The sequence below is a fragment of the Sagittula sp. genome, from assembly GCF_052825245.1.
On sequence record NZ_JBRBWD010000053.1, the window covers coordinates 83498 to 103571 of the forward strand.

A 20074-nucleotide genomic window follows, 5' to 3' on the forward strand; every position below is an offset into this window, starting at 1 on the left:
AGAAACGGAGGTGTCCCCCGAACATGGGCAAACGCGGCTACCATCACGGCAACCTGCGGCAGGCGCTGGTCGAAGCGGCCCTGCAACTGATCGAGGAAAAGGGCCCCACGGGCTTTACCCTGTCCGAAGCGGCCAAGCAGGCGGGCGTCACGCCCGCGGCGGTCTACCGCCATTTCGCGGGCCGCGAAGACCTGATCGCCGAAGCCGCGCGCCAGGGGTACGAGATCTTCGCCGACGTCATGCAATACGCCTACGACAAGGGGCAGCCTTCGGCGCTGGCAGCGTTCGAGGCGACGGGCCGCGCCTACCTCGCCTTCGCCCGGCGCTACCCCGGTCACTACATCGCCATGTTCGAAAGCGGCATCTCGGTGAACCACTCGCCGGAACTGGCGCAGGTCTCCGCCCGCGCCCGCGGAGTTCTGGAACGGGCCGCCGACGAGTTGTCGCAACATATCCCGCCGGAGAAGCGGCCGCCGCCGCAGATGTTCTCTGCCCATATCTGGGCCTTGTCCCATGGCGTGGTGGAACTGTTCGCCCGGAATTCGCCGGGCACACAGTCACCCTTTCCGCCCGAAGACCTGCTGGAAAGCGGCATCGGCGTGTATCTCCGTGGCCTTGGCCTCCTCCCGCCCGACAACTGAGCCGAAACCCGTTTCGAACCGAACCGCCCTAGCCAACTGACCAAGCCGGACGACACCATGACCCCCACCTTCTACCTCGGCCTCGGCGGCCAGAAATGCGGCTCCACCTGGATACAAGCCTATCTGGCGCGGCAATCCGGGTCGGATTTCGGGCGTTTGGGGGAATATCAGGTTTGGGAGCATACCCTCGGCGGCGTGTTTGCCCGGTACAAGGTTGCGCCCCCTTCCACCGTTGAGCGGCTGAGGGCCACGGCCAAGACGAGTATCGGCGCCTCAGAGCCCGCCCAGCACCTGCGCTGGCGATTGCAATCAGACCCGGAGGCCTATTTCGATTACTTTGCCGGGCTTCTGGATCGCCAAGGCATCGTGCGGACCGGCGACATCAGCCCGTCCTACGCCGCCCTCCCGCCCGAGACGCTCGCAAGGATCAAGCAGGGATTCGAACAGCGTGGAATTGCGGTCAAGGTACTGTTCTCGATGCGCGATCCGGTGGACCGCATCCGGTCGCACATGCGAATGGAAATGGCCAAGGATCGCCTGCCGTCCTCCGAGGACAACACCGAACCGCTGCGCGCCTTCCACGCCGGCGCAGAGGCGGAGGCACGCACACGCTACGACCGGACGATGACCGCCATCGCGCAGGTGTTCGCACCGCAGGACAGCCATCTGTGCCTGTTCGAGGAGTTGTTCACACCAAAGGGAATCGCCGCCTTGGCCCAATTCGCCGAGGTGCCCGTGGATGCGGACGCGGGAGGACAGGCGGTCAATGCACGGGCCAAGGGCAGCGGCCTGTCCGAGGACATCGTGGCCGAGATCGCCACCCATTATCGCCCTGTCTACGAGGCCGTCGCCCTCCTCTTCCCGCAGATTGCAACGCTGTGGCCCTCTGCGAAATACGCGCTCACCAGCGCATGAGCCCCGCGGCGACCAGTTGCTCCGGCCCCTCGTAGGCGACGGAGTTCTCCCCCAGGAACCCGTTTTCCACCCCAGCCATCTTGTCCAGAAGTTCCGCGTAATAACGGTACTTCGCGGCCCCGTTGGCATGTGCGCCCCACTCGGTCGCGCGGGCGATCTTTTCGGCGAACTGAGCGGTGAAGACGAAATGCGCGACGCACAGCAGAACATCCGGTGACGGCGGCAGGTTGGCGTAGTGCGAGCCGGTCAGCCGGGTCTGCGCGTCGCGCCGCACCAGGGGCGTCTTGTGCCGCGCCGACTTCTGAAACCGTTGTGCCTTTTTCGCCTTTGACGACATCCAGATCCTCTGCCAGCCGCTTCGAACAACTTTGGGCTCGACAGAAAAGGTGTTGAAAAGACGCGTTGTCTTGGCCTTTCCCACCAGCTTTGGCTGGGCGTCCGGCACCAGATCGACCAATTTCTCCGCCTCGAAATACGGATAGGCTTTCAGCAGACCGTCGAGGCTTTGCGGAACAGACCCACTCAGGCCAGAGACGGACGCCGGAAAGAACTCGACCACCGATGCCACGGCCGACGGTGCGCCCTCCTGTTCGAGCCGCGCCACGACCTCTGCAATGGAGGTCACGCCCGGTGGCAACAGCAGGAATTCGTCCGCGTCGACATAGCCGACATAAGCCCCGTCGAAGAACAGGTGCGGCAGAGCGATCTTGAAATAGGTTCCGGCGCGGTCCGCCTTCTCTACCCCGTCCGGATCGCGGTACAGAACGGCATCGCCGAACCCCAGGTCCGACCGCATGATCACCACGTCGTCCTGCCCCGACAGGTAGTCGAACGACCCGTCGTCGGAGGCATCATCCCAGATCAGGAATTGCTCGAACCCGATGGACCGATGATGCGCCAGCCACGCGGGCAGGAACGTCATCTCGTTCTTCATCGTGGAAAACATGGTGAGCCGGGACGGATCGACCGTTCCGTGCACGATGCGGGCGAGATCCCCGGCGTCTTCTAGCGTGACCTTCAGCATGCGCGGAGGCTTACCCCACCCTGTGCGAGGCGGAAAGCAGCAAAAAGGGCGACCCATCGGGCCGCCCTTCGCATTGTCCGCAGGGTGCGCGACGCACCCGGAAAAAACTTAGCGCTTCGAGAACTGGAACGAGCGGCGCGCCTTGCGCTTGCCGAACTTCTTCCGTTCCACGACGCGGCTGTCGCGGGTCAGGAAGCCGGCGGCCTTCAGCGCGGAACGCAGTTCCGGGTTGTAAAGCTGCAGAGCCTTGGAGATGCCGTGCTTGACCGCACCGGCCTGCCCGGTCAGGCCGCCGCCCTTCACGGTCGCCATCACGTCGAATTCGCCTTCGACGCCGGCAACCTGGAACGGCTGGCGCAGGATGAGCTGGAGCACCGGACGCGCAAAGTACTTGTCCTGGTCCTTGCCGTTCACCACGACCTTGCCGGAGCCCGGCTTGATCCAGACACGTGCGACGGCGTCCTTCCGCTTGCCGGTGGCATAGGAGCGGCCGAGTTCGTCGCGAACCGGCTCACGCGGGGCTTCTTCGACGCCCTGGACTGCACCGATATCGTCGGTCACGGCCTTGGCGAGGTCATCAAGAGAGTTGATCTGTTCAGCCATGATTACACCCGGGTGTTCTTGGAGTTCTTGGTCTTGACGTCCAGAACTTCGGGGTTCTGGGCATCGTGCGGGTGCTCCGCGCCTGCGTAGATGCGCAGGTTGGTCAGCAGCTGGCGCGACAGGCGGTTGCCCGGAAGCATGCGCTTGACGGCCTGGAGCACCACGCGCTCGGGGTGTGCTCCCTCGAGGATCTGCGCCTTCGTGCGGGACTTGATGCCGCCCGGGTGGCCGGTGTGCCAGTAGAAGTTCTCTTCGCGCTTCTTGCCGGTCAGCTGGACCTTGTCGGCGTTCACGATGATGACGTTGTCACCCATGTCCATGTGGGGGGTGAAGGACGGCTTGTGCTTGCCGCGCAGCCGTGTGGCGACGATCGCAGCGAGGCGGCCGAGAACGATGCCTTCGGCGTCGATCACGATCCACTTCTTGTCGATGTCTGCCGGAGTTGCAGAGAAGGTTTTCATGTGTGTCGTCCGTTTCGATAGAGAAGGGCCGAGGTCCCCCCCGGCCCGAAATTCGATGGACGGTTCATAAAGCCGCCCCTAGGTCGCGTCAAGCGCGCTTTATCCAAATTTCATTATATAAATCAATGGCTTGAAATTATGGTATCATTTTACCCCACAAAATCGTCCCGATCGAGCCGCCAGCATTGCCTTTGGCCCCGCCTGCCCGCCATAACAAGCTCTGCCGTGGTCACCAGACTCGCGCCCAGTTTGGCTGTCGCGCGCTGGGATCGCAGGTTTTCCGGGTCGATATGCAGCCACACGTGGTCGTGCCTTTCAAAGGCCCATCCGAGCATCAGCGCTTTCAGTTCGCGGTTCACCGCCCCGCCCCACGCCGCGCGAACAAGGAAGGTCGATCCGATGGCGATCCCTCCGGGTGTTTCCGGCGGTTCGTAGAAACGCGAACAGCCGATGACCTGCCCGCCGTGGCGCCTGCGTACGGTGACGGAGCCGCCAGAGGTCAGCAGATGGTCGAAGTACGTGGTGAAGGCCGCGCGTTCATGCCGGTCGCTGGCTGGATGACCCGCCCAGATCCCGGGATCGGAGGCCGCCTGGAACAACGGTTCGCGATCGGCTTCGACCAGCGGGCGCAGGTCAAGCGTTGCACCCAGCATGCGGGCCGGCAGTTCCCCGGCCCAAGTCATACCGTCATCCGTTCCGGCGGGTTGTCCAGCATGTCCCGCAGCCGCGCGATTGCCGTTTCGAAGGTCTTCAGTGACAGCTGCGCGTTCACACCGATCCGCACGGCGTGGGGCACTCGTCCGTCGCGGGTCACGAATTCCTCTGCCGCGCGGATGCGCACGCCCTGCGCCTCGGCCGCCTGCGCGAAGGAGCCCGCGCGCCAGCCCTGCGGCAATCTCAGCCAGAGGAACGGCACCTGTTCGTTCCATGTCAGATCGTATCGCCCGAGGATGTTGACCGCGGCACGCACGTAACGGGCAATCTCCTCCCGGGCGCGGGTCGTGACCTCGTAGGTTTCCTCCCGCTGAAGCAGGTCCTCCACCAGCATGGCCAGCGGTTCGGACAGCCCGAAGAAGCCGTGCTCCGCCATCTGCCGCAAGCGGCGCGCCTGCGCCGCCGGGGCCACCACGAAACCGATCCTGAGACTGGGCGCCAGCGTCTTCGACAGGGAGTTCACGTACCAGCCGAGATCCGGCAGCAGCGCGCGGTAGGTTGGCGCCCGCGACGGTCCCAGACGGTAGCAGTCGTCCTCCAGCACGTTCAGCCCGTGCCGGGCGGCGACCTTCGCAATCTCGTCCCTGCGCTCGGGCGGAGTGAACAATCCGGTGGGATTGTGCACCTCGGCACTGGTACAAAGCACCTGCGCCTCGTGTTTCTGGCACAATTCATCGAGCGCAGCGGGGATCAATCCGTGCGCATCCATCGGCACCGGCACAATTTCCGCCCGTGCCAGCTGCGCCGCGCGGCGGAAACCGGGGTAGAAGACCTCCTCCACCAGCACGACCGGCGACGGCCTCTTCAGCACGGACTGCAAGACAAGTGACACGCCGGACTGACCGCCGTGCGACAGGACGACCTGGTCTTCGTCCGCCGGCCCCAGCACCGCATCGGACAGCCAGCGCAGCACGGCCCTGCGGGCGGGCGCGTAGGCCTCGGCGGAGGGGTAGTCCATCAGTGAACGGCGCGGCGTGTCGGCCAGTCGCCGCATGCCGTCGCTGATCAGGGCCACCTGCCCCACGTCCGGCGGGCGCGAGAAGTACAGGTTGATATTGTCTAGCGTCGTCTCGTCGAAACTCAGCAGCGGCCCCGGTGTAGGCGGCCGCTTTCGGTCGGCCACGTAGGTGCCGCGCCCGACCTCTGCCACCACCAGGCCGTCGTCGGTCAGGATGGTGTAGGCGCGGGCGACCGTGCCGGGGGTGATCTTCAGATGCCAGGCGAGTTCGCGCACCGGGGGCAAGCGGTCTCCGACTGCGAGATCGCCCTGCGCAATCGCCTGCTTCAGGGCGTCAGCGACGGCGCGATACTTGGGCCCCGCCTGCTGCGACTCATAGAGTTTCGAAATTGTATCCATCACAATAATTGGCTCGACCCTCTCCAGAACACATTGTATCAATCAAGATACCGAATACATGTACTTTGTGTCAATACAATTGAAAGGATTTCCCATGGCACAGATCGTCACGCGTGAAGCACTGACCTACCTCGAGACGAGCCGCCCGCTCCCGCTGGTGGCAAGCATGGCGCTGCGTGTTGCGGTCGCCTCGGCGAAATGGGCTGAAAAGCGGCGCACGCGACAGGCGCTCGCCGACCTCGACGCCCATATGCTGAAGGACGTGGGAATCGACGCGCTGACCGCGCGGCACGAGGCCAACCGCAGGTTCTGGCAGTAACCCTGCCAGACAAAGCCCCGGAACCCTCGCTCCGGGGCCGCCGGCGGGCATCACTCCCGCCCGCCGGCATAATCTCTCGCACCCGCAGAATTAATACTTGATCGTCGCGCCCTCACCCCTTACGTGAGCCGGACTTTCGGAACCGATCCCAACCCTGCAGTTCAGGGGGGCGCTAAGGAACCGACTGGAACGCACTGCTGGCTTGAGGAGGCGAATGTCATGAAGGACATCACCCTCTTCCAACTGGGGTACGGTCTGGAGACTGGCGCCCACGAGGAAGACACCACCGGGACTTGTCCCGCACCCACCGCGCGCGACGTGTTCGACGAACAGCGCGACGACCATTTCATCCGCCGCGACGGCGCCGTCTTTGCCGGCACGCACCTCATCATCGAGGTGGTGAATGGCACAGGCCTCGATGACGAGGCGCGAATCCAGCAGGCATTCCGCGATTGCGTGGACACCTGCGGCGCGACGCTGCTGCACATCCACACGCACAAGTTCAGCCCGCAGGGCGTGAGCGGCGTGGCGGTGCTGGCGGAAAGCCACATCTCGGTCCACACTTGGCCGGAAATCGGCTATGGTGCCTTCGACGTCTTCATGTGCGGCGACGCGCAGCCGTGGCTGGCCGTCGACGTGCTGGCAAAGGCGTTTGACACCGCCGACGTCCGGGTCCGTGAACTCAAGCGCGGCGAAGGTGTGGTGGCAGAGGCCGGGATCGCCGCCTGAACGAACGGGATTGCCCCGGCTAAACCCGCTGCGCGCCACCCCTCTCGGCGCGCCGATCCTGTCCCGAAGGCCGGCCCCGCCGGGCCCTCGGGACATTCACATTTGTTGACCCAAGGGAACCTTCCGGCGTCAGCGTCATTGTGGAATCATGCGGTTACGCTAATCGTGGTCGCATGGGCAGGAGGAGACCATGGACGACACACCGCGCTGGATGCGCGAACAGCTTCACGGCGATTACGCCCAGGCGATGCGGGTGGACGATGTTCTGTACGACAGCCAGACCGACCATCAGCGCCTGCGGGTGATCCAGAACGAGACCTTTGGCCGGGTTCTGACCCTCGACGACGTGGTTCAGGTCACCGAGAAGGACAACTTCATCTACCACGAGATGTTGACCCATGTGCCGATCTTCGCCCATGGCGCGGCGACCCGGATCTGCATCGTGGGTGGCGGCGACGGCGGCATGGCCCGAGAAGCACTGCGCCACAAGACGGTCAAGCACATCACCATGGTTGAGATCGACGCGGGCGTGGTGGAGTTCTCCAAACGCTACCTGCCGACGATCAGCGACGGCGCCTTCGACGATCCGCGGCTGGATTTGGTGATCGCCGACGGGTCGGATTTCATGAAGACCACGAAGGGCGGGTATGACGTCATCATCGTGGATTCGACGGATCCGATCGGCCCCGGCGAAGCGCTCTATTCCAACAATTTCTACGCCAACGCCCGCAAGGCGCTGAAAGACGGCGGCATCATCGTCACACAGAATGGCGTGCCCTTCATGCAGGGGGATGAGCTGACCCGGACGATGCGCGCCTTCCAGGCACTGTTTGCCGATGCCACCTGCTACCTCGCAACCGTGCCCAGCTACGCGGGCGGTCCGATGGCCTTCGGCTGGGGCACCGACAGCGGCGCGCGTCACACCGACGTGAACACCCTTCAGACACGCTTCTGCGCCAGCGGCATCCGCCCGCAGTATTACACGGCCGAGGTCCACAAGGCGGCCTTCGCCCTGCCCGGCTATATCCGGAAGCTCTTCCCCTGATGCGCGTGGCGTGCACCGCATGGTCCACGTCCCATCCCACACAGCAAAAGGGCGCGCCCGGCAGGACGCGCCCTTTTCGCTCGAAAGCGGTCAGGTTCAGAGCTTCTTCTTCGCCATGCGGGCCAACCCGCGGGCGGCCTGCGCTTCGGCGCTCTGGTGGTGACCGTAGGTGCTGTGGCCACGGTAATGCCCGTGAGTGCGCGACCGTGCGAAGGCGCCCACGGCGCGGCGGATAAGTCCTCCGATATTCATGTCGTGTCTCCTTTCAGCAATGCGACGGTTTGCGGCGTCGCTTGTGAGAGGTAAACGCGAAAACACGCACCGCGTTCCCACAAAACGACCCAGACGCGCACCCGTGGCCTGCGCGCCACAGGTCAGTCAACCCGCGGGACGCGGCGGAATCGAATATGTGAGGCTGGCGTGAGCCACGGGTTTGTCGCTGCCCTCGCTGAACAAGAGCACGTCGATCACCGCCAGCACCTTGCCCATCTTCAGCACGCGCGCCTCGGCCAGCAAGTCCACACCCGACGCGGGCTTGCGCATGAAATCAATGGAGCAATGCGTCGTCACCGCCAGCGCCTGCCGCCCCACGTTGGCCAGAACCGCAACATAGGCCGCCACATCCGCAAGGCTGAACATCGCGGGACCGGACACCGTTCCACCGGGACGCAGGTGCCGTTCGTCGTTCACCAGGCGCATGACGATCCGGCTGTCGCCAAGCTCGTCGATGCCGAACATGCCCCTGACCTGCGGAAACACCTCATCCAGAAATTCCGTCATCTCGTCCGCAGTCATCACAGGCATTCGCTTTCCTCCATCTGTCGCGACAGCTAACCTTGCCGCAAAAGGGAGGACAAGATGCCCATTCTGGAACGCCACGACACCGGCCACATCGCCCACCTGCGCCTGAACACGCCACAGAACCTCAACGCCCTGTCGGACGAGATGCTGGCTGCCCTTCAGGACCAGATCGACGCGCTGGCAGAGGACCGCGACACGCGCGTCGTGATCCTGTCTGGCGAAGGGCGGGCGTTCTGCGCGGGTCACGATCTCAAGCAGATGCAGGCGGCCCGGCAGGCGGATGACGACGGGCGCGCCTACTTCGCAGACCTGTTCCGGCGCTGCGCCTCCGTGATGGCCGGGCTGACCCGCCTGCCCCAGCCCGTCATCGCACAGGTCCACGGGATCGCCACCGCTGCGGGATGCCAGATGGTCGCCTCCTGCGACATGGCGGTGGCCGCGCGCGGCACGCGCTTCGGCGTCAACGGCGTGAACATCGGACTGTTCTGCTCTACCCCCATGGTCGCCCTCTCGCGCAACATCCCCCGCAAGAAGGCGTTCGAGATGCTGACCACAGGCCGCTTCATGACCACCGAAGAGGCCGAGGCCACAGGCCTCATCAACGCCGCCGTGCCCGAGGCCGAGCTGGCCGATGCGACACGGACGCTGGCGGAAACCGTCGCCTCGAAACTCTCCGCCGCGGTCAAGATCGGCAAATCCGCCTTCTACGACCAGATGAGCATGCCGCTGGACGAGGCCTATGCCTATACCGGCGAGGTCATGGTGGAGAACATGCTGTGGCGCGACACCGACGAGGGGATCAGCGCCTTCCTCGAGAAACGCGCGCCGGACTGGGCGAAGTAACCCGGCGGAATTCCATAAAGCACACTTGGAAATCCCCGAAACTTCGCCTACCTCCCGCGCATGGCAAAGACAGATACACTCCACATCGTTGGCGGCGGCATGGCCGGGTCGGAAGCGGCCTGGCAAGCGGCGAACATGGGCGTTTCCGTGGTCCTCCACGAGATGCGTCCGCACGTGAAGACTTTCGCGCATCGCACTGGCAACATGGGAGAAATGGTCTGTTCCAACTCCTTCCGCTCAGACGATGACGAACAGAACGCCGTGGGCCTCCTGCACTGGGAGATGCGCACCGCCGAAGGGCTGATCATCACGACGGCGCACCGGCACAGGCTGCCCGCGGGCGGTGCACTGGCCGTCGACCGCGACCCGTTTTCCGAAGCCATCACCAAGGCGCTGACCGACCACCCCAATATCGCGATCAGCCACGAGGAGGTGTCGGAGCTGCCGTCCGAGGGCCAATGGATCTTTGCCACCGGCCCGCTGACCTCGGAAAACCTCGGCGCCGCGATTCAGGCAGAGACCGGCGCCGACCGGCTCGCCTTCTTCGACGCCCTCGCCCCCATTGTCTATGCCGAGAGCATCGACATGGACGTGGCCTGGCGCCAGTCGCGCTACGACAAGGGTGAGACGGAGGAAGAGCAGAAGGCCTACATCAACTGCCCGATGACCAAACCGCAGTACGAGGCCTTCATCGACGCGCTCCTCGCCGCCGACAAGACGGAATTCCACGACGGCGAGACGGCCACTTACTTCGACGGCTGCCTGCCTATCGAGGTCATGGCCGAGCGCGGACGCGAAACCCTGCGCCACGGCCCGATGAAGCCCGTCGGCCTGACCAACCCGCACAAGCCGGAGGAAAAGGCATACGCGGTGGTTCAGCTTCGGCGCGACAATGCGCTGGGGACGCTCTACAACATCGTCGGCTTCCAGACGAAGATGAAGTATGGCGCGCAAGCCTCTGTTTTCAAAATGATCCCCGGACTTGAGAATGCAAGTTTCGCCCGCCTTGGAGGGATCCACCGCAACACCTTCCTGAACGCGCCGACCCTGCTCGACGCGCAGATGCGCCTCCGGTCGAAGCCGAACATCCGATTTGCCGGCCAGGTCACCGGGGTCGAGGGCTACGTGGAATCCGCCGCGATGGGACTTCTGGCCGGTCGCATGGCCGCCGCCGAGATCCTCGGCCAGCCGCTGCCCGTCGTCCCTCAGGACACCGCCCATGGAGCGCTGGTGCACCACATCACCGGCGGCGCAGAGGCCAAGACCTTCCAGCCGATGAACGTCAACTTCGGCCTGTTCCGTCCCCTCGACGGGCTGCGCGGAGGCCGCAAGGGACGGCGTGAGCGCTACAAGGGCTACACCGACCGCGCCAAGGAAGAATGGAGCCGCTGGCTCGCCACTCAGAAGGAGCCCGCATGAACTACGTCCTCGCCCTCTTCCTGCCCCCGCTGTCGATCCTGCTCTTGGGGCGGATCATCCTGTCTATCGTCGTCTTCATCATCTGGGTGCCCGCCATCATCTTCTCCGGCGGCCTGACGCATCCGATGTTCATCGTCCTCGCGTGGATCCTGATCTACCAGGCCGGCGAAGAGCGCCGCGCGCGCCGCTATGGACGTCGCGACGACTGACAGGCCTTGACGCGACCGTTGTTGCACGCGCACCCTTTGACCGTGGGTGCGCGTTTTTCTTGTTGGGGTCCCCGACGATCCGGGCACAAGCGGAACACGGCCCTTCAGTCTCCGACAGCCAACATGACCTGCCGCAAGTCAACTTGAACCCAACCATTTAAGCACCTGAAAAAACGTGAAATTCAGAACGCGCTTTGCACCCAGCCCGACCGGCCCCCTTCACCTCGGCCACGCATTTTCCGCATTGCTCGCCCATGACAAGGCGCGGGCCGAAGACGGAACGTTTCTTCTGCGCATCGAGGACATCGACACCACCCGGTCGCGCCCCGAATGGGAAGACCGGATCTACGCCGATCTGACCTGGCTGGGGATCACGTGGGATGAACCACCCATGCGGCAGACCGACCGGCTGCCGACCTACATGACAGCGCTCAAGGCCCTGTGGGACAACGGGGTGCTCTATCCCTGCACGTGTACCCGCCGCGACATTGCCGAGGCCGCCAGCGCTCCGCAGGAAGGTGCGGAGCCAAAGATCGGACCGGACGGCCCCGTCTATCCCGGAACCTGCCGCCCCTCCGCGCCCCCCACCGGCCCGATGCCCGAAGGCGTGGCGCTGCGCCTCGACATGGCGCGTGCGCTGGCGGGGCGCCCGGTGTTCGGCTACCTCGAAACCGGCGTGAATCCCGGGCCGAAACATGTATCTGCCGAACACTTGATCTCAAATGTGGGCGATATCGTACTGTCCCGAAAAGATTTTCCCGGATCGTACCATTTGTCTGTCGTGCTTGACGACGCCGCGCAGGACATCACCCACGTCGTGCGCGGCGAAGACCTTGCCGACGCGACACAGATCCACCTGCTGCTGCAGTCCCTGATGGACCTGCCGACGCCCGTCTACCATCACCACCGCCTGATCCGTGACGAGGCGGGCAAGCGGCTGGCCAAGCGCGACGATGCCCGCGCCATCGCCACCTACCGCGACGACGGAAAGACGCCGGAGGACATCCGCGCCCTCGTCGGGCTCTAGATCATCGGTGCCATCAGCTCCGTCTCTGCCTCGCCCGTGACGGAGGTGAAAAAGCACGAGCGGCGGTTCGTGTGGCAGGCGGGCCCCTCTTGCCGGACCACCGCAAGCAGGCAGTCCCGGTCGCAATCCACCCGCAGATCGACCAGCGCCTGCGTGTGACCGGAGGTTTCCCCCTTCACCCAGAAGGCCTGGCGCGAGCGCGACCAATAGGTGACACGCCCGGTCTCCAGCGTGCGGGCGACGGCGTCGGCGTTCATCCACGCCATCATCAGTACCTCGCCGGTGTCCTCCTGCTGGGCGATGCAGGGGATCAGGCCGTTTGCGTCATAGACCAAGGTCGCAGGATCGAAGGACATGGATGAAAAACCTTTTGCTTGCCACGCTCGGACCCCTATGTATTGGGAACCCAAGGCAAGCGAAAGCCAAAGGCATGACTGCGGAAACCGATCTGATCAAACTGTACTCCGGACGCATCCTCGAACTGGCGGCCGACATCCCACATCTGGGACGTCTCGACGCGCCGGGGGCGACGGTTAAGAAGCGCTCTCCGCTCTGCGGATCGACCGTGACCGTCGATCTGACGATGGAGGACGGGCGCGTCGCGGCTTTCGCGCAGGATGTGAAGGCCTGTGCGCTCGGTCAGGCCGCGGCATCTGTAGTAGGCGGCGCCATCATCGGGCGCACCGCCGAAGAGATCGACACGGCGCGCGATGCCCTGCGCGAGATGCTGAAACAGGACGGCCCGACGCCGCCCGCGCCCTTCGACGGGCTCGAGGTGCTGCGCCCCGCCGCCGCCTACAAGAACCGCCATGCGTCGATCATGCTGACGCTCGACGCGGCCAGCGAAGCCGCCCATCAGGCCGAAGCCGCGCGCACCGCCTGAAGACCTGTCCGCGCGCCCCTGGCCGCCCATCGCACCCCCGCTTTCGTGACATAAAAAAAACCGCCGCACTCCGGGACGGGAGGCGGCGGTCAGGAGCGTGTCGGAACCGGTCAGGCAAATTCGGTTACAGGCAGGAAACCGAAGGGGACAGGCAGTGCGCGTCGGGACAGAGACGCGGCAAGCCGGGCCGGTACACGCGGGCAGAAACTCAGATCAGGGACGGAAGGTGAAGTGCACCCAGAAGGATCACCGCAAGGCTGATCGCACCCAGGGTGTCCTGCCAAAGCGTTCCATCCTGACGGTTGAGCGCGGTCTTGACGATGTCCAGCATTGGGTCACTCCGTGTTCAGTTGTTGACCCTTTGTTCTCACATTCTTAACCATGAGTAAAGAACCAAATGAGAACAAAATGTGAATTAACGAGAACGCGGGTCGGAACAGCCGTCAGCCGACCTCGATCAGACGTATCGCTTCGTCCTGCCGCATCAGCCAGAGCAGCGACCGGGCCGCGCGTCCGCGCGGGCTTTCCAGCGTCGGATCGTCCGCCAGCAGGCGCCGCGCATCCGACTGCGCCACCTCCATCAGCGCCGCCTGCCGTTCGAGGTCCGCGACCCTGAACTTCGGCAGACCCGACTGCGCCGTGCCGATCAGGTCGCCCGCCCCGCGCATCTCCAAATCGACCTCCGCGATGCGGAAGCCGTCCTCGGTCTCGCGCAGGGTCGTCAGCCGCTTCATCCCGGTTTCCGACAGGGGCGGTTGGTACATCAGCAGGCAGGTGGAGGCCGCGGTGCCGCGCCCAACCCGGCCCCGCAACTGATGGAGCTGAGCGATCCCGAAGATCTCGGCCCGTTCGATCACCATGATCGAGGCGTTCGGCACGTTGACCCCGACCTCGATCACCGTCGTGGCCACCAGCACGCTGGTCTCGCCCGAAACGAAGCGCGCCATGGCCGCGTCCTTCTCGGCCGGGGGCATCTGCCCGTGCACCAGCCCGACAACGCCCTCACCCAAGGCCGCCCGGAGACGCTGGAACCGCGCCTCCGCTGCGATCAGGTCGGAGCTTTCGCTTTCCTCGACCAGCGGGCAGACCCAGTAGGCCTGCCGCCCCTCCGCCACCGCCTTGCGCAGATGATCGACCACCTCCGACATCTTCTCTGTCGACAGTAGCGCCGTCTTCACCGGCGTCCGGCCCGGCGGCTTCTCGTCCAGGATCGACACGTCCATGTCGCCGTACTGCGACAAAGCCAGCGAGCGCGGAATCGGCGTCGCGGTCATCACCAGCACGTCGGCGCCCACGCCTTTCTTGCCCAGCTCCAGCCGTTGACGGACGCCGAAGCGGTGCTGTTCGTCCACGATGGCCAGCCGCAGATCGGCAAAGACCACGTCCGGCTGGAACACCGCATGCGTGCCCACAAGGATCTGGATGTCGCCGCGCGCCAGGGCCTCCAGCTTTGCGGTGCGTTCCGCGCCCTTGTCGCGCCCGGTCAGGATCTCCAGCACGACGCCCGCGCTCTCTGCCAGCGGTCGCAGGCTTTCGAGGTGCTGGCGGGCGAGGATCTCGGTCGGGGCCATCATCACGCCCTGCCCGCCCGCCTCGACCGCGTTGAGCAAGGCCATCAGCGCCACCAGCGTCTTGCCGGCGCCCACGTCGCCCTGCAGCAGCCGGTTCATGCGTTCGGGCCGCGCCATGTCGGACAGGATCTCGCCGATGGCCCGCCTCTGCGCGCCGGTCGGTTCGTAGGGCAAAGCGGCCAGCACCCGGGCCCGCAACCGCCCGTCGCCCTTCGTCTCGATCCCGCGCCGCTTGCGCCGCGCCGCGCGGGCCAGGGCCAGCGTCAACTGGTGCGCCATCAACTCGTCATAGGCGAGCCGCGCCCGCGCAGGCGCAGTCGGCGACAGATCCTCCGGCCCTTCCGGCGCATGGACCCGGGCCAGCGCCTCGGCCCAGCCGGGCCAGCCCTCTTTCGCCAGTTGCGCCGCGTCGATCCATTCCTCGAGGTCGGGCACGCGGGTCAGCCCGTCGGCAATCGCCCGCACCATCAGCTTCTGCGTGACGTTGCCGGTCAGGTGATAGACCGGTTCGAAGGCGGGAAGAGTTTCTGCCTCGTCGACCGGCAGGACGTGATCCGGGTGAACCATCTGCGGCACGCCATCGAACAGCTCGACCCGCCCCGACACCAGCCTGCGCTGACCTGTCGGAAAGAGCTTCTGCTGGTATTCGGAGTTGCCGCGGAAAAACACCAGCTGGAACCGGACCTTGGCATCGTCGACCTCGATCCGGTAGGCGCCGCCGCGGGTGCGGGGCGGCCAGTGGCGCCCGATCAGCACCTCCACCGTCAGGGTCGCCGGCAGGTCCGCCCCCTGCACGGTGTCGCGCACCCGGCGGTCCGTCACGCTGTAGGGCAAGGTGTACAGCAGGTCGCGCGGCGCCTCGATCCCGGCACCCGCCAGCGTCTGCGCCGTCTTCGGCCCGATCCCGTCGAGGCCCTTCAGGTCGGCGAACAGCGGCCAGAGCGGTTCCGGCCGCCCGCTCATCCGCCGATCAGCTCCAGCCAGGCGTCTTCGTCCAGCACGGTCAGACCCAGCTCGCGCGCCTTCTTTTCCTTGGAGCCCGCGCCGGGCCCGACCACCACGATGTCGGTCTTCTTGGAGACGCTGCCTGAGACCTTGGCGCCCATCGCCTCCGCCCGCGCCTTCGCCTCCGCCCGGGTCATGCGTTCCAGCGTGCCGGTGAACACCACGGTCTTGCCCGCGACGGGCGAACCTTCGGTGTCGGGCCGCGCCGCTTCCTCGACCTCCAGATGCGCGACAAGCCGATCCATCGACGCGCGCTCCGCCTCCTGGTTCATCGCGGAGACCAGTGATTGCGCCAGAACCGTACCAACCCCGTCGATCGACAGGAGGTCATCCCAGGCCTCACCCTCCATCGGGGCGGCGTCCTTCATCGCGGCCTCGAAGGCCGCCCACGTCCCGTAATGCCGTGCCAGAAGATTCGACGCGCTTTCGCCCACGTGCCGGATGCCCAGGCCAAAGATCAGCCGCCCAAGGGGGATGCGCCGCCGCTCGTCGATGGCGCTGAACAGGTTGAGCGCGGATTTCTCACCCCAGCCCTCGCGGTTCTTCAACTGCTGGATGCCCGAACCGTAGCGTTCACGCAGGGTGAAGATGTCTGCCGGCTCCTTGATCCAGCCATCGGCGTAGAACTGTTCGACCTGCTTGGCGCCCAGCCCCTCGATGTCAAAGGCCGACCGGCCGACGAAGTGCTTCAGCTTCTCCACGGCCTGCGCCGGACAGATCAGCCCGCCGGAACACCGCCGCACCGCATCGCCCTCCTCGCGGATCGCGTCGGACCCACACTCCGGGCATTCCGTCGGGAAAACATAGGGTTGCGCATCGTCTGGCCGTTGCGTCAGGTCAACGTCGGCGACCTTCGGGATGACATCGCCTGCGCGATAGACCTGGACCCAGTCGCCGATGCGGATGTCCTTGCCGCCGCGAATCTCGTTGCCTGAACTGTCGCGTCCGGCGATGTAATCCTCGTTGTGCAGCGTCGCGTTCGACACCACCACACCGCCCACCGTGACGGGCGTCAGGCGGGCGACGGGCGACAGCGCGCCGGTGCGCCCGACCTGGATGTCTATGGCTTCGAGCCGCGTCCATGCCAGTTCCGCCGGGAACTTGTGGGCGATGGCCCAACGGGGTGTGGTGGACCGGAAGCCCAACCGTTCCTGCAGGGCCAGATCGTTCACCTTGTAGACCACGCCGTCGATGTCATAGCCAAGCGTTGCGCGCTGCGCCTCGACCTTGCGGTAGTGGTCCAGCATCTCCTCCGGCCCGTCGCAGAGCGCTGTCAGCGGATTGGTCTGGAAACCCAGGGCCTTGAGCCGATCGATGGCGCCCTTCTGCGTGTCCGCCAGCGGATCGGACAGGACACCCCAGGCATAGGCAAAGAACTTCAGGGGCCGTTCGGCGGTGATCTTCGAATCCAGCTGGCGCAAAGACCCCGCAGCGGCGTTGCGCGGGTTGGCAAATGTCTTGCCCCCGCGCGCGGCCTGCCGTTCGTTCAGCGCCTCGAAATCCGCGTGGCTCATGTAGACTTCGCCCCGCACCTCCAGCACCTCAGGCGCGCCGGTCAGGTCGGTGGGGATATCGTCGATGGTCCGGGCGTTGGCGGTGACGTTCTCCCCTTCGGAGCCGTCGCCCCGGGTCGCCGCGCGCACCAGCTTGCCCTTCTCGTAGCGCAAGGCCAGCGACAGACCGTCGATCTTCGGTTCCGCGGTGAAGGCCAGCGAGGCGTCCGCGCCCAACCCAAGATAACGCCGGATGCTGTCGTCGAAATCGCGGATATCCTCGTCGTCGAAGGCGTTGGCCAGCGACAGCATCCTGACCTCGTGACGGACCTTGGAAAACCCGTCCGCAGGAGCCGCGCCCACCTGCTCCGACGGGCTATCGGCCAGCTTGAGTTCGGGAAAGCGCGCCTCGATCTCCGCGTTGCGGCGTTTCAGGCGGTCGTATTCGGCGTCCGACAACTCAGGCGCATCCTCGGCATGATACGCGCGGTTCGCCTGTCCCAGAATGTCGGCAAGCGCGCGAAGCTCTTCGCGCGCCTGATCTTCGGTCAACTGACCGACCTCTGTATCGCTCATGCCCAGTTCCTCGGACGCCCTGTCGTCCATGGAGTGATAGGGCCGGTCAGACCCGAGGTCCAGCCGCTCAGCCGTTTGCGGCGATGGCCTTCGGTTCGTCCTGGGACGGATCGGGATCGCGCAGAACATAGCCACGGCCCCAGACGGTCTCGATATAGTTGTCGTCGCCGGTGGCTTCCGACAGCTTCTTGCGCAGCTTGCAAATGAAGACGTCGATGATCTTCAACTCCGGCTCGTCCATGCCGCCGTAGAGGTGGTTGAGGAACATCTCCTTCGTCAGGGTCGTGCCCTTCCGCAGCGAGAGAAGTTCCAGCATCTGGTATTCCTTGCCGGTCAGGTGAACGGGTTTTCCGGCGACCTCCACCGTCTTGGCATCGAGGTTGACCGACACCTTGCCTGTCCGGATCACCGACTGCGAATGCCCTTTGGAGCGGCGAATGATCGCATGGATGCGGGCCACCAGTTCATCCCGGTGGAAGGGTTTCGTCATGTAGTCGTCGGCCCCGAAACCGAATCCCTTGATCTTCGACTGCGTGTCGTCCTCGCCGGTCAGGATCAGGATCGGCGTATCAATGCGGGCCACGCGCAACTGGCGCAGCACCTCGTGGCCATTCATGTCTGGCAGGTTCAGATCGAGAAGGATCAGGTCGTAATCGTAGAGCTTTGCCAGATCGATGCCTTCCTCGCCCATGTCGGTGGAATAGACATTCAGGTTCGCGTGACTGAGCATCAACTCGATACTTTTCGAAGTGGTCGGGTCGTCTTCCACCAACAAAATGCGCATGTGCAGTCTCCAGGGTGTACTTGGGCTGCGGATAACCTGAGCCAAAAAGGTTAACGCCTTGTTACCATACCCGGGCCCAAGAACAATTCGTACTTTCCACTAACGATACTTTTGGACGCGTGTCACCTTCAGCGCGTCCTCTCCGAACTGGGTGGCGGCCTTCACCCATTCAAGCAGTTCCTCGTCGCTCAGCGCATATCGGTCCTTCGCCTGGTCCTGTGTCAGAAGCCCGTACTGGACAGCTTTTACCACGGCAGCCTTGCGCGACGCCACCCAGCGGCGCGTCGATGCAGGCGGCAGGTCGGCACGTGTCATGGTCGAGCCATCGGGCAGTTTCACGGCGCGCGGGCCATCGATCTTCTTGAGATACATCCCGTTACCTCCGAACCAGGGTGCGGGGACTAAAGCCCCACAGGACTTAACGACGCCTGAAACCATCCCTTGAGAGTATTTCGATTTTTCCTATATTCCGGCCATTCACCGGAGATCGTCCAATGCCCAAAGACGCCCCCCTCAACAGCCTGGGGCTGCCCAAACCGCCGTCCGAGACGCGAGTCGTCGTTGCCATGTCCGGCGGCGTCGACAGTTCCGTCGTGGCCGCGAAGCTGAAGGAGGAAGGCTACGACGTGGTCGGTGTCACCCTTCAGCTTTATGACCATGGTGCGGCACTCGCCAAGAAGGGCGCCTGCTGCGCCGGGATCGATATCCACGACGCGCGCCGCGTGGCCGAGGACATGGGGTTCCCGCACTATGTCCTTGATTATGAAAACATCTTCCAGGAAGCGGTGATCGAGGAATTCGCCGACAGCTACCTCGGCGGCGCCACGCCCGTGCCCTGCATCCGCTGCAACGAACGGGTGAAGTTCAAGGATCTGCTGGAAACCGCCAAGGACCTCGAAGCCGACTGCATGGCCACCGGCCACTACATCCAGCGCAAGACCGGCGTGCGCGGGCCGGAGCTGCATTCCGCCGCCGACGCCAGTCGGGACCAGAGCTACTTCCTCTTCTCCACCACGCCGGAGCAGCTCGATTTCCTGCGATTCCCGCTGGGCCACCTGCCGTCGAAGGCCGCGACCCGCGAACTCGCCGCGAAGTACGGCCTCGCCGTCGCGGACAAGCCCGACAGCCAGGACATCTGCTTCGTTCCGGACGGCAACTATGCGAAAGTCATCGAGAAACTGCGCCCCGGCGCGGCGGAGCCCGGCCAGATCGTGCATGTCGACGGCCGTGTTCTGGGCGACCACCGGGGGGTCATCCACTACACGATCGGCCAGCGGCGCGGCCTCGGCATCGGTGGCCTGAGCGAACCGCTCTACGTGGTCCGGCTGGACGTGGAGACGCGGCAGGTTGTCGTCGGCCCGAAAGAGCTGCTCGCCACCCGGACCATTCCCGTGCGCGAGATCAACTGGCTGGGCGACGCGCCCTTCACCTCGCAGGCGGAATGGCATCTCGACGTGAAGGTCCGCTCCACCCGTCCCCCGCGGGATGCGGTCATCCGCCCCCTGTCCGACACCACGGCAGAGGTTGAACTGGTCGTCGCGGAAGAGGGCGTAAGCCCCGGGCAGGCCTGCGTTTTCTACGCGCCCGACGACAGCCGCATCTTCGGCGGCGGCTGGATCTGGCGCGGGTATTGAACACACCCGCAGATCAAGGAG

General features: G+C 64.9%; 24 protein-coding genes. 11 read left to right on the forward strand and 13 right to left on the reverse strand.

The features are described from left to right. The first annotated feature begins 23 nt into the window (after positions 1-23). Entirely contained in the window at positions 24-641 is a 618-nt protein-coding gene (locus tag ACU0DV_RS21515) for a TetR/AcrR family transcriptional regulator (protein WP_100930373.1), read from the forward strand. A 57-nt stretch (positions 642-698) separates the two neighbouring features. Further along, a complete protein-coding gene (locus ACU0DV_RS21520) occupies positions 699-1556 on the forward strand; it encodes a hypothetical protein (RefSeq protein WP_446241820.1) in 858 nt (285 codons plus the stop codon). On the opposite strand, the gene ACU0DV_RS21525 is transcribed toward ACU0DV_RS21520, so the two are convergent. The 5 genes from ACU0DV_RS21525 to ACU0DV_RS21545 all read right to left on the reverse strand — a co-directional run bounded on the left by ACU0DV_RS21525 (position 1543) and on the right by ACU0DV_RS21545 (position 5715). After that, positions 1543-2580: a glycosyltransferase family 2 protein gene (locus ACU0DV_RS21525; protein ID WP_446241819.1), complete on the reverse strand. Its 1038-nt coding sequence runs from the start codon at positions 2578-2580 to the stop codon at positions 1543-1545. The genes ACU0DV_RS21520 and ACU0DV_RS21525 overlap by 14 nt on opposite strands. Before the next feature lie 108 nt (positions 2581-2688). Then, complete coding sequence (rpsI, locus tag ACU0DV_RS21530) at positions 2689-3183, reverse strand: 30S ribosomal protein S9 (protein WP_100930370.1); 495 nt, start codon at positions 3181-3183, stop codon at positions 2689-2691. A 2-nt stretch (positions 3184-3185) separates the two neighbouring features. After that, the gene (rplM, locus tag ACU0DV_RS21535) at positions 3186-3644 is read right to left on the reverse strand and encodes a 50S ribosomal protein L13 (protein ID WP_100930369.1); all 459 of its coding nucleotides are present in this window, start codon (positions 3642-3644) and stop codon (positions 3186-3188) included. A gap of 149 nt (positions 3645-3793) precedes the next feature. After that, the gene (locus ACU0DV_RS21540) at positions 3794-4297 is read right to left on the reverse strand and encodes a GNAT family N-acetyltransferase (RefSeq protein ID WP_446241818.1); all 504 of its coding nucleotides are present in this window, start codon (positions 4295-4297) and stop codon (positions 3794-3796) included. Positions 4298-4323: 26 nt separating this feature from the next. After that, a complete protein-coding gene (locus tag ACU0DV_RS21545) occupies positions 4324-5715 on the reverse strand; it encodes an aminotransferase-like domain-containing protein (protein ID WP_446241864.1) in 1392 nt (463 codons plus the stop codon). 94 nt (positions 5716-5809) lie between these two features. On the opposite strand from ACU0DV_RS21545, the gene ACU0DV_RS21550 reads away from it, so the two are divergent. The 3 genes from ACU0DV_RS21550 (at position 5810) to speE (ending at position 7808) form a co-directional block, all read left to right on the forward strand. Further along, positions 5810-6034, forward strand: a complete 225-nt coding sequence (locus ACU0DV_RS21550; protein ID WP_283980219.1) for a DUF1127 domain-containing protein — start codon at positions 5810-5812, stop codon at positions 6032-6034. Between the two features lie 219 nt (positions 6035-6253). Then, positions 6254-6763, forward strand: coding sequence for an adenosylmethionine decarboxylase (gene speD, locus ACU0DV_RS21555; RefSeq protein ID WP_100930365.1), 510 nt, complete (start codon positions 6254-6256; stop codon positions 6761-6763). Between the two features lie 190 nt (positions 6764-6953). Next, the gene (gene speE / locus ACU0DV_RS21560) at positions 6954-7808 is read left to right on the forward strand and encodes a polyamine aminopropyltransferase (protein WP_283980221.1); all 855 of its coding nucleotides are present in this window, start codon (positions 6954-6956) and stop codon (positions 7806-7808) included. Between the two features lie 96 nt (positions 7809-7904). Here the strand turns inward: speE and ACU0DV_RS21565 are convergent, their stop codons facing one another. Then, the gene (locus ACU0DV_RS21565; RefSeq protein WP_157815055.1) at positions 7905-8060 is read right to left on the reverse strand and encodes a hypothetical protein; all 156 of its coding nucleotides are present in this window, start codon (positions 8058-8060) and stop codon (positions 7905-7907) included. Between the two features lie 126 nt (positions 8061-8186). Further along, positions 8187-8612 carry a PaaI family thioesterase gene (locus tag ACU0DV_RS21570; RefSeq protein WP_100930363.1) on the reverse strand — a complete coding sequence of 142 codons (426 nt, stop codon included), beginning with the start codon at positions 8610-8612 and terminating at the stop codon, positions 8187-8189. A 54-nt stretch (positions 8613-8666) separates the two neighbouring features. On the opposite strand from ACU0DV_RS21570, the gene ACU0DV_RS21575 reads away from it, so the two are divergent. The 4 genes from ACU0DV_RS21575 (at position 8667) to gluQRS (ending at position 12107) form a co-directional block, all read left to right on the forward strand. Next, entirely contained in the window at positions 8667-9452 is a 786-nt protein-coding gene (locus tag ACU0DV_RS21575; protein ID WP_446241817.1) for an enoyl-CoA hydratase, read from the forward strand. 60 nt (positions 9453-9512) lie between these two features. Next, complete coding sequence (trmFO, locus tag ACU0DV_RS21580; RefSeq protein WP_446241816.1) at positions 9513-10871, forward strand: methylenetetrahydrofolate--tRNA-(uracil(54)-C(5))-methyltransferase (FADH(2)-oxidizing) TrmFO; 1359 nt, start codon at positions 9513-9515, stop codon at positions 10869-10871. Then, a complete protein-coding gene (locus ACU0DV_RS21585; protein ID WP_100930360.1) occupies positions 10868-11080 on the forward strand; it encodes a hypothetical protein in 213 nt (70 codons plus the stop codon). Before trmFO ends, ACU0DV_RS21585 begins: the two co-directional genes overlap by 4 nt. A gap of 175 nt (positions 11081-11255) precedes the next feature. Further along, positions 11256-12107 (forward strand): tRNA glutamyl-Q(34) synthetase GluQRS, encoded by an 852-nt coding sequence (gene gluQRS, locus ACU0DV_RS21590; RefSeq protein ID WP_446241815.1) that lies wholly within the window; start codon positions 11256-11258, stop codon positions 12105-12107. On the opposite strand, the gene hisI is transcribed toward gluQRS, so the two are convergent. After that, the gene (gene hisI / locus ACU0DV_RS21595) at positions 12104-12463 is read right to left on the reverse strand and encodes a phosphoribosyl-AMP cyclohydrolase (protein ID WP_100930358.1); all 360 of its coding nucleotides are present in this window, start codon (positions 12461-12463) and stop codon (positions 12104-12106) included. The genes gluQRS and hisI overlap by 4 nt on opposite strands. A gap of 74 nt (positions 12464-12537) precedes the next feature. On the opposite strand from hisI, the gene ACU0DV_RS21600 reads away from it, so the two are divergent. Continuing rightward, positions 12538-12990 (forward strand): iron-sulfur cluster assembly scaffold protein, encoded by a 453-nt coding sequence (locus ACU0DV_RS21600; RefSeq protein ID WP_370313906.1) that lies wholly within the window; start codon positions 12538-12540, stop codon positions 12988-12990. A gap of 208 nt (positions 12991-13198) precedes the next feature. On the opposite strand, the gene ACU0DV_RS21605 is transcribed toward ACU0DV_RS21600, so the two are convergent. The 5 genes from ACU0DV_RS21605 to sciP form a co-directional block, all read right to left on the reverse strand. After that, the gene (locus tag ACU0DV_RS21605; RefSeq protein ID WP_256388380.1) at positions 13199-13321 is read right to left on the reverse strand and encodes a hypothetical protein; all 123 of its coding nucleotides are present in this window, start codon (positions 13319-13321) and stop codon (positions 13199-13201) included. Positions 13322-13433: 112 nt separating this feature from the next. Next, positions 13434-15524 carry an ATP-dependent DNA helicase RecG gene (gene recG, locus ACU0DV_RS21610; protein WP_446241814.1) on the reverse strand — a complete coding sequence of 697 codons (2091 nt, stop codon included), beginning with the start codon at positions 15522-15524 and terminating at the stop codon, positions 13434-13436. Further along, positions 15521-17635 carry an NAD-dependent DNA ligase LigA gene (gene ligA, locus ACU0DV_RS21615; RefSeq protein ID WP_446241813.1) on the reverse strand — a complete coding sequence of 705 codons (2115 nt, stop codon included), beginning with the start codon at positions 17633-17635 and terminating at the stop codon, positions 15521-15523. The genes recG and ligA overlap by 4 nt, the downstream gene beginning before the upstream one ends. Positions 17636-17702: 67 nt before the next feature. After that, positions 17703-18419 carry a response regulator transcription factor CtrA gene (gene ctrA / locus ACU0DV_RS21620; protein WP_100930354.1) on the reverse strand — a complete coding sequence of 239 codons (717 nt, stop codon included), beginning with the start codon at positions 18417-18419 and terminating at the stop codon, positions 17703-17705. A gap of 99 nt (positions 18420-18518) precedes the next feature. After that, positions 18519-18791, reverse strand: a complete 273-nt coding sequence (sciP, locus tag ACU0DV_RS21625; RefSeq protein ID WP_005857698.1) for a CtrA inhibitor SciP — start codon at positions 18789-18791, stop codon at positions 18519-18521. A gap of 122 nt (positions 18792-18913) precedes the next feature. Here sciP and mnmA point away from each other — a divergent pair, with 122 nt between their 5' ends. After that, entirely contained in the window at positions 18914-20053 is a 1140-nt protein-coding gene (mnmA, locus tag ACU0DV_RS21630) for a tRNA 2-thiouridine(34) synthase MnmA (protein ID WP_446241812.1), read from the forward strand. Positions 20054-20074: the final 21 nt, after the last annotated feature.

What these genes read in the sequence shown, in the direction of transcription:
- rplM (WP_100930369.1), bottom strand. Translation starts at nt 3,644, where the DNA reads ATGAAAACCTTCTCTGCAACTCCGGCAGACATCGACAAGAAGTGGATC.
- ACU0DV_RS21585 (WP_100930360.1), top strand. Translation starts at nt 10,868, where the DNA reads ATGAACTACGTCCTCGCCCTCTTCCTGCCCCCGCTGTCGATCCTGCTC.
- mnmA (WP_446241812.1), top strand. Translation starts at nt 18,914, where the DNA reads ATGCCCAAAGACGCCCCCCTCAACAGCCTGGGGCTGCCCAAACCGCCG.
- ligA (WP_446241813.1), bottom strand. Translation starts at nt 17,635, where the DNA reads ATGAGCGATACAGAGGTCGGTCAGTTGACCGAAGATCAGGCGCGCGAA.
- recG (WP_446241814.1), bottom strand. Translation starts at nt 15,524, where the DNA reads ATGAGCGGGCGGCCGGAACCGCTCTGGCCGCTGTTCGCCGACCTGAAG.
- ACU0DV_RS21600 (WP_370313906.1), top strand. Translation starts at nt 12,538, where the DNA reads ATGACTGCGGAAACCGATCTGATCAAACTGTACTCCGGACGCATCCTC.
- ACU0DV_RS21565 (WP_157815055.1), bottom strand. Translation starts at nt 8,060, where the DNA reads ATGAATATCGGAGGACTTATCCGCCGCGCCGTGGGCGCCTTCGCACGG.
- ACU0DV_RS21545 (WP_446241864.1), bottom strand. Translation starts at nt 5,715, where the DNA reads ATGGATACAATTTCGAAACTCTATGAGTCGCAGCAGGCGGGGCCCAAG.
- speE (WP_283980221.1), top strand. Translation starts at nt 6,954, where the DNA reads ATGGACGACACACCGCGCTGGATGCGCGAACAGCTTCACGGCGATTAC.
- speD (WP_100930365.1), top strand. Translation starts at nt 6,254, where the DNA reads ATGAAGGACATCACCCTCTTCCAACTGGGGTACGGTCTGGAGACTGGC.
- hisI (WP_100930358.1), bottom strand. Translation starts at nt 12,463, where the DNA reads ATGTCCTTCGATCCTGCGACCTTGGTCTATGACGCAAACGGCCTGATC.
- ACU0DV_RS21540 (WP_446241818.1), bottom strand. Translation starts at nt 4,297, where the DNA reads ATGCTGGGTGCAACGCTTGACCTGCGCCCGCTGGTCGAAGCCGATCGC.
- ACU0DV_RS21570 (WP_100930363.1), bottom strand. Translation starts at nt 8,612, where the DNA reads ATGCCTGTGATGACTGCGGACGAGATGACGGAATTTCTGGATGAGGTG.
- ACU0DV_RS21550 (WP_283980219.1), top strand. Translation starts at nt 5,810, where the DNA reads ATGGCACAGATCGTCACGCGTGAAGCACTGACCTACCTCGAGACGAGC.
- rpsI (WP_100930370.1), bottom strand. Translation starts at nt 3,183, where the DNA reads ATGGCTGAACAGATCAACTCTCTTGATGACCTCGCCAAGGCCGTGACC.
- ctrA (WP_100930354.1), bottom strand. Translation starts at nt 18,419, where the DNA reads ATGCGCATTTTGTTGGTGGAAGACGACCCGACCACTTCGAAAAGTATC.
- sciP (WP_005857698.1), bottom strand. Translation starts at nt 18,791, where the DNA reads ATGTATCTCAAGAAGATCGATGGCCCGCGCGCCGTGAAACTGCCCGAT.
- trmFO (WP_446241816.1), top strand. Translation starts at nt 9,513, where the DNA reads ATGGCAAAGACAGATACACTCCACATCGTTGGCGGCGGCATGGCCGGG.
- ACU0DV_RS21520 (WP_446241820.1), top strand. Translation starts at nt 699, where the DNA reads ATGACCCCCACCTTCTACCTCGGCCTCGGCGGCCAGAAATGCGGCTCC.
- ACU0DV_RS21525 (WP_446241819.1), bottom strand. Translation starts at nt 2,580, where the DNA reads ATGCTGAAGGTCACGCTAGAAGACGCCGGGGATCTCGCCCGCATCGTG.
- ACU0DV_RS21605 (WP_256388380.1), bottom strand. Translation starts at nt 13,321, where the DNA reads ATGCTGGACATCGTCAAGACCGCGCTCAACCGTCAGGATGGAACGCTT.
- ACU0DV_RS21515 (WP_100930373.1), top strand. Translation starts at nt 24, where the DNA reads ATGGGCAAACGCGGCTACCATCACGGCAACCTGCGGCAGGCGCTGGTC.
- ACU0DV_RS21575 (WP_446241817.1), top strand. Translation starts at nt 8,667, where the DNA reads ATGCCCATTCTGGAACGCCACGACACCGGCCACATCGCCCACCTGCGC.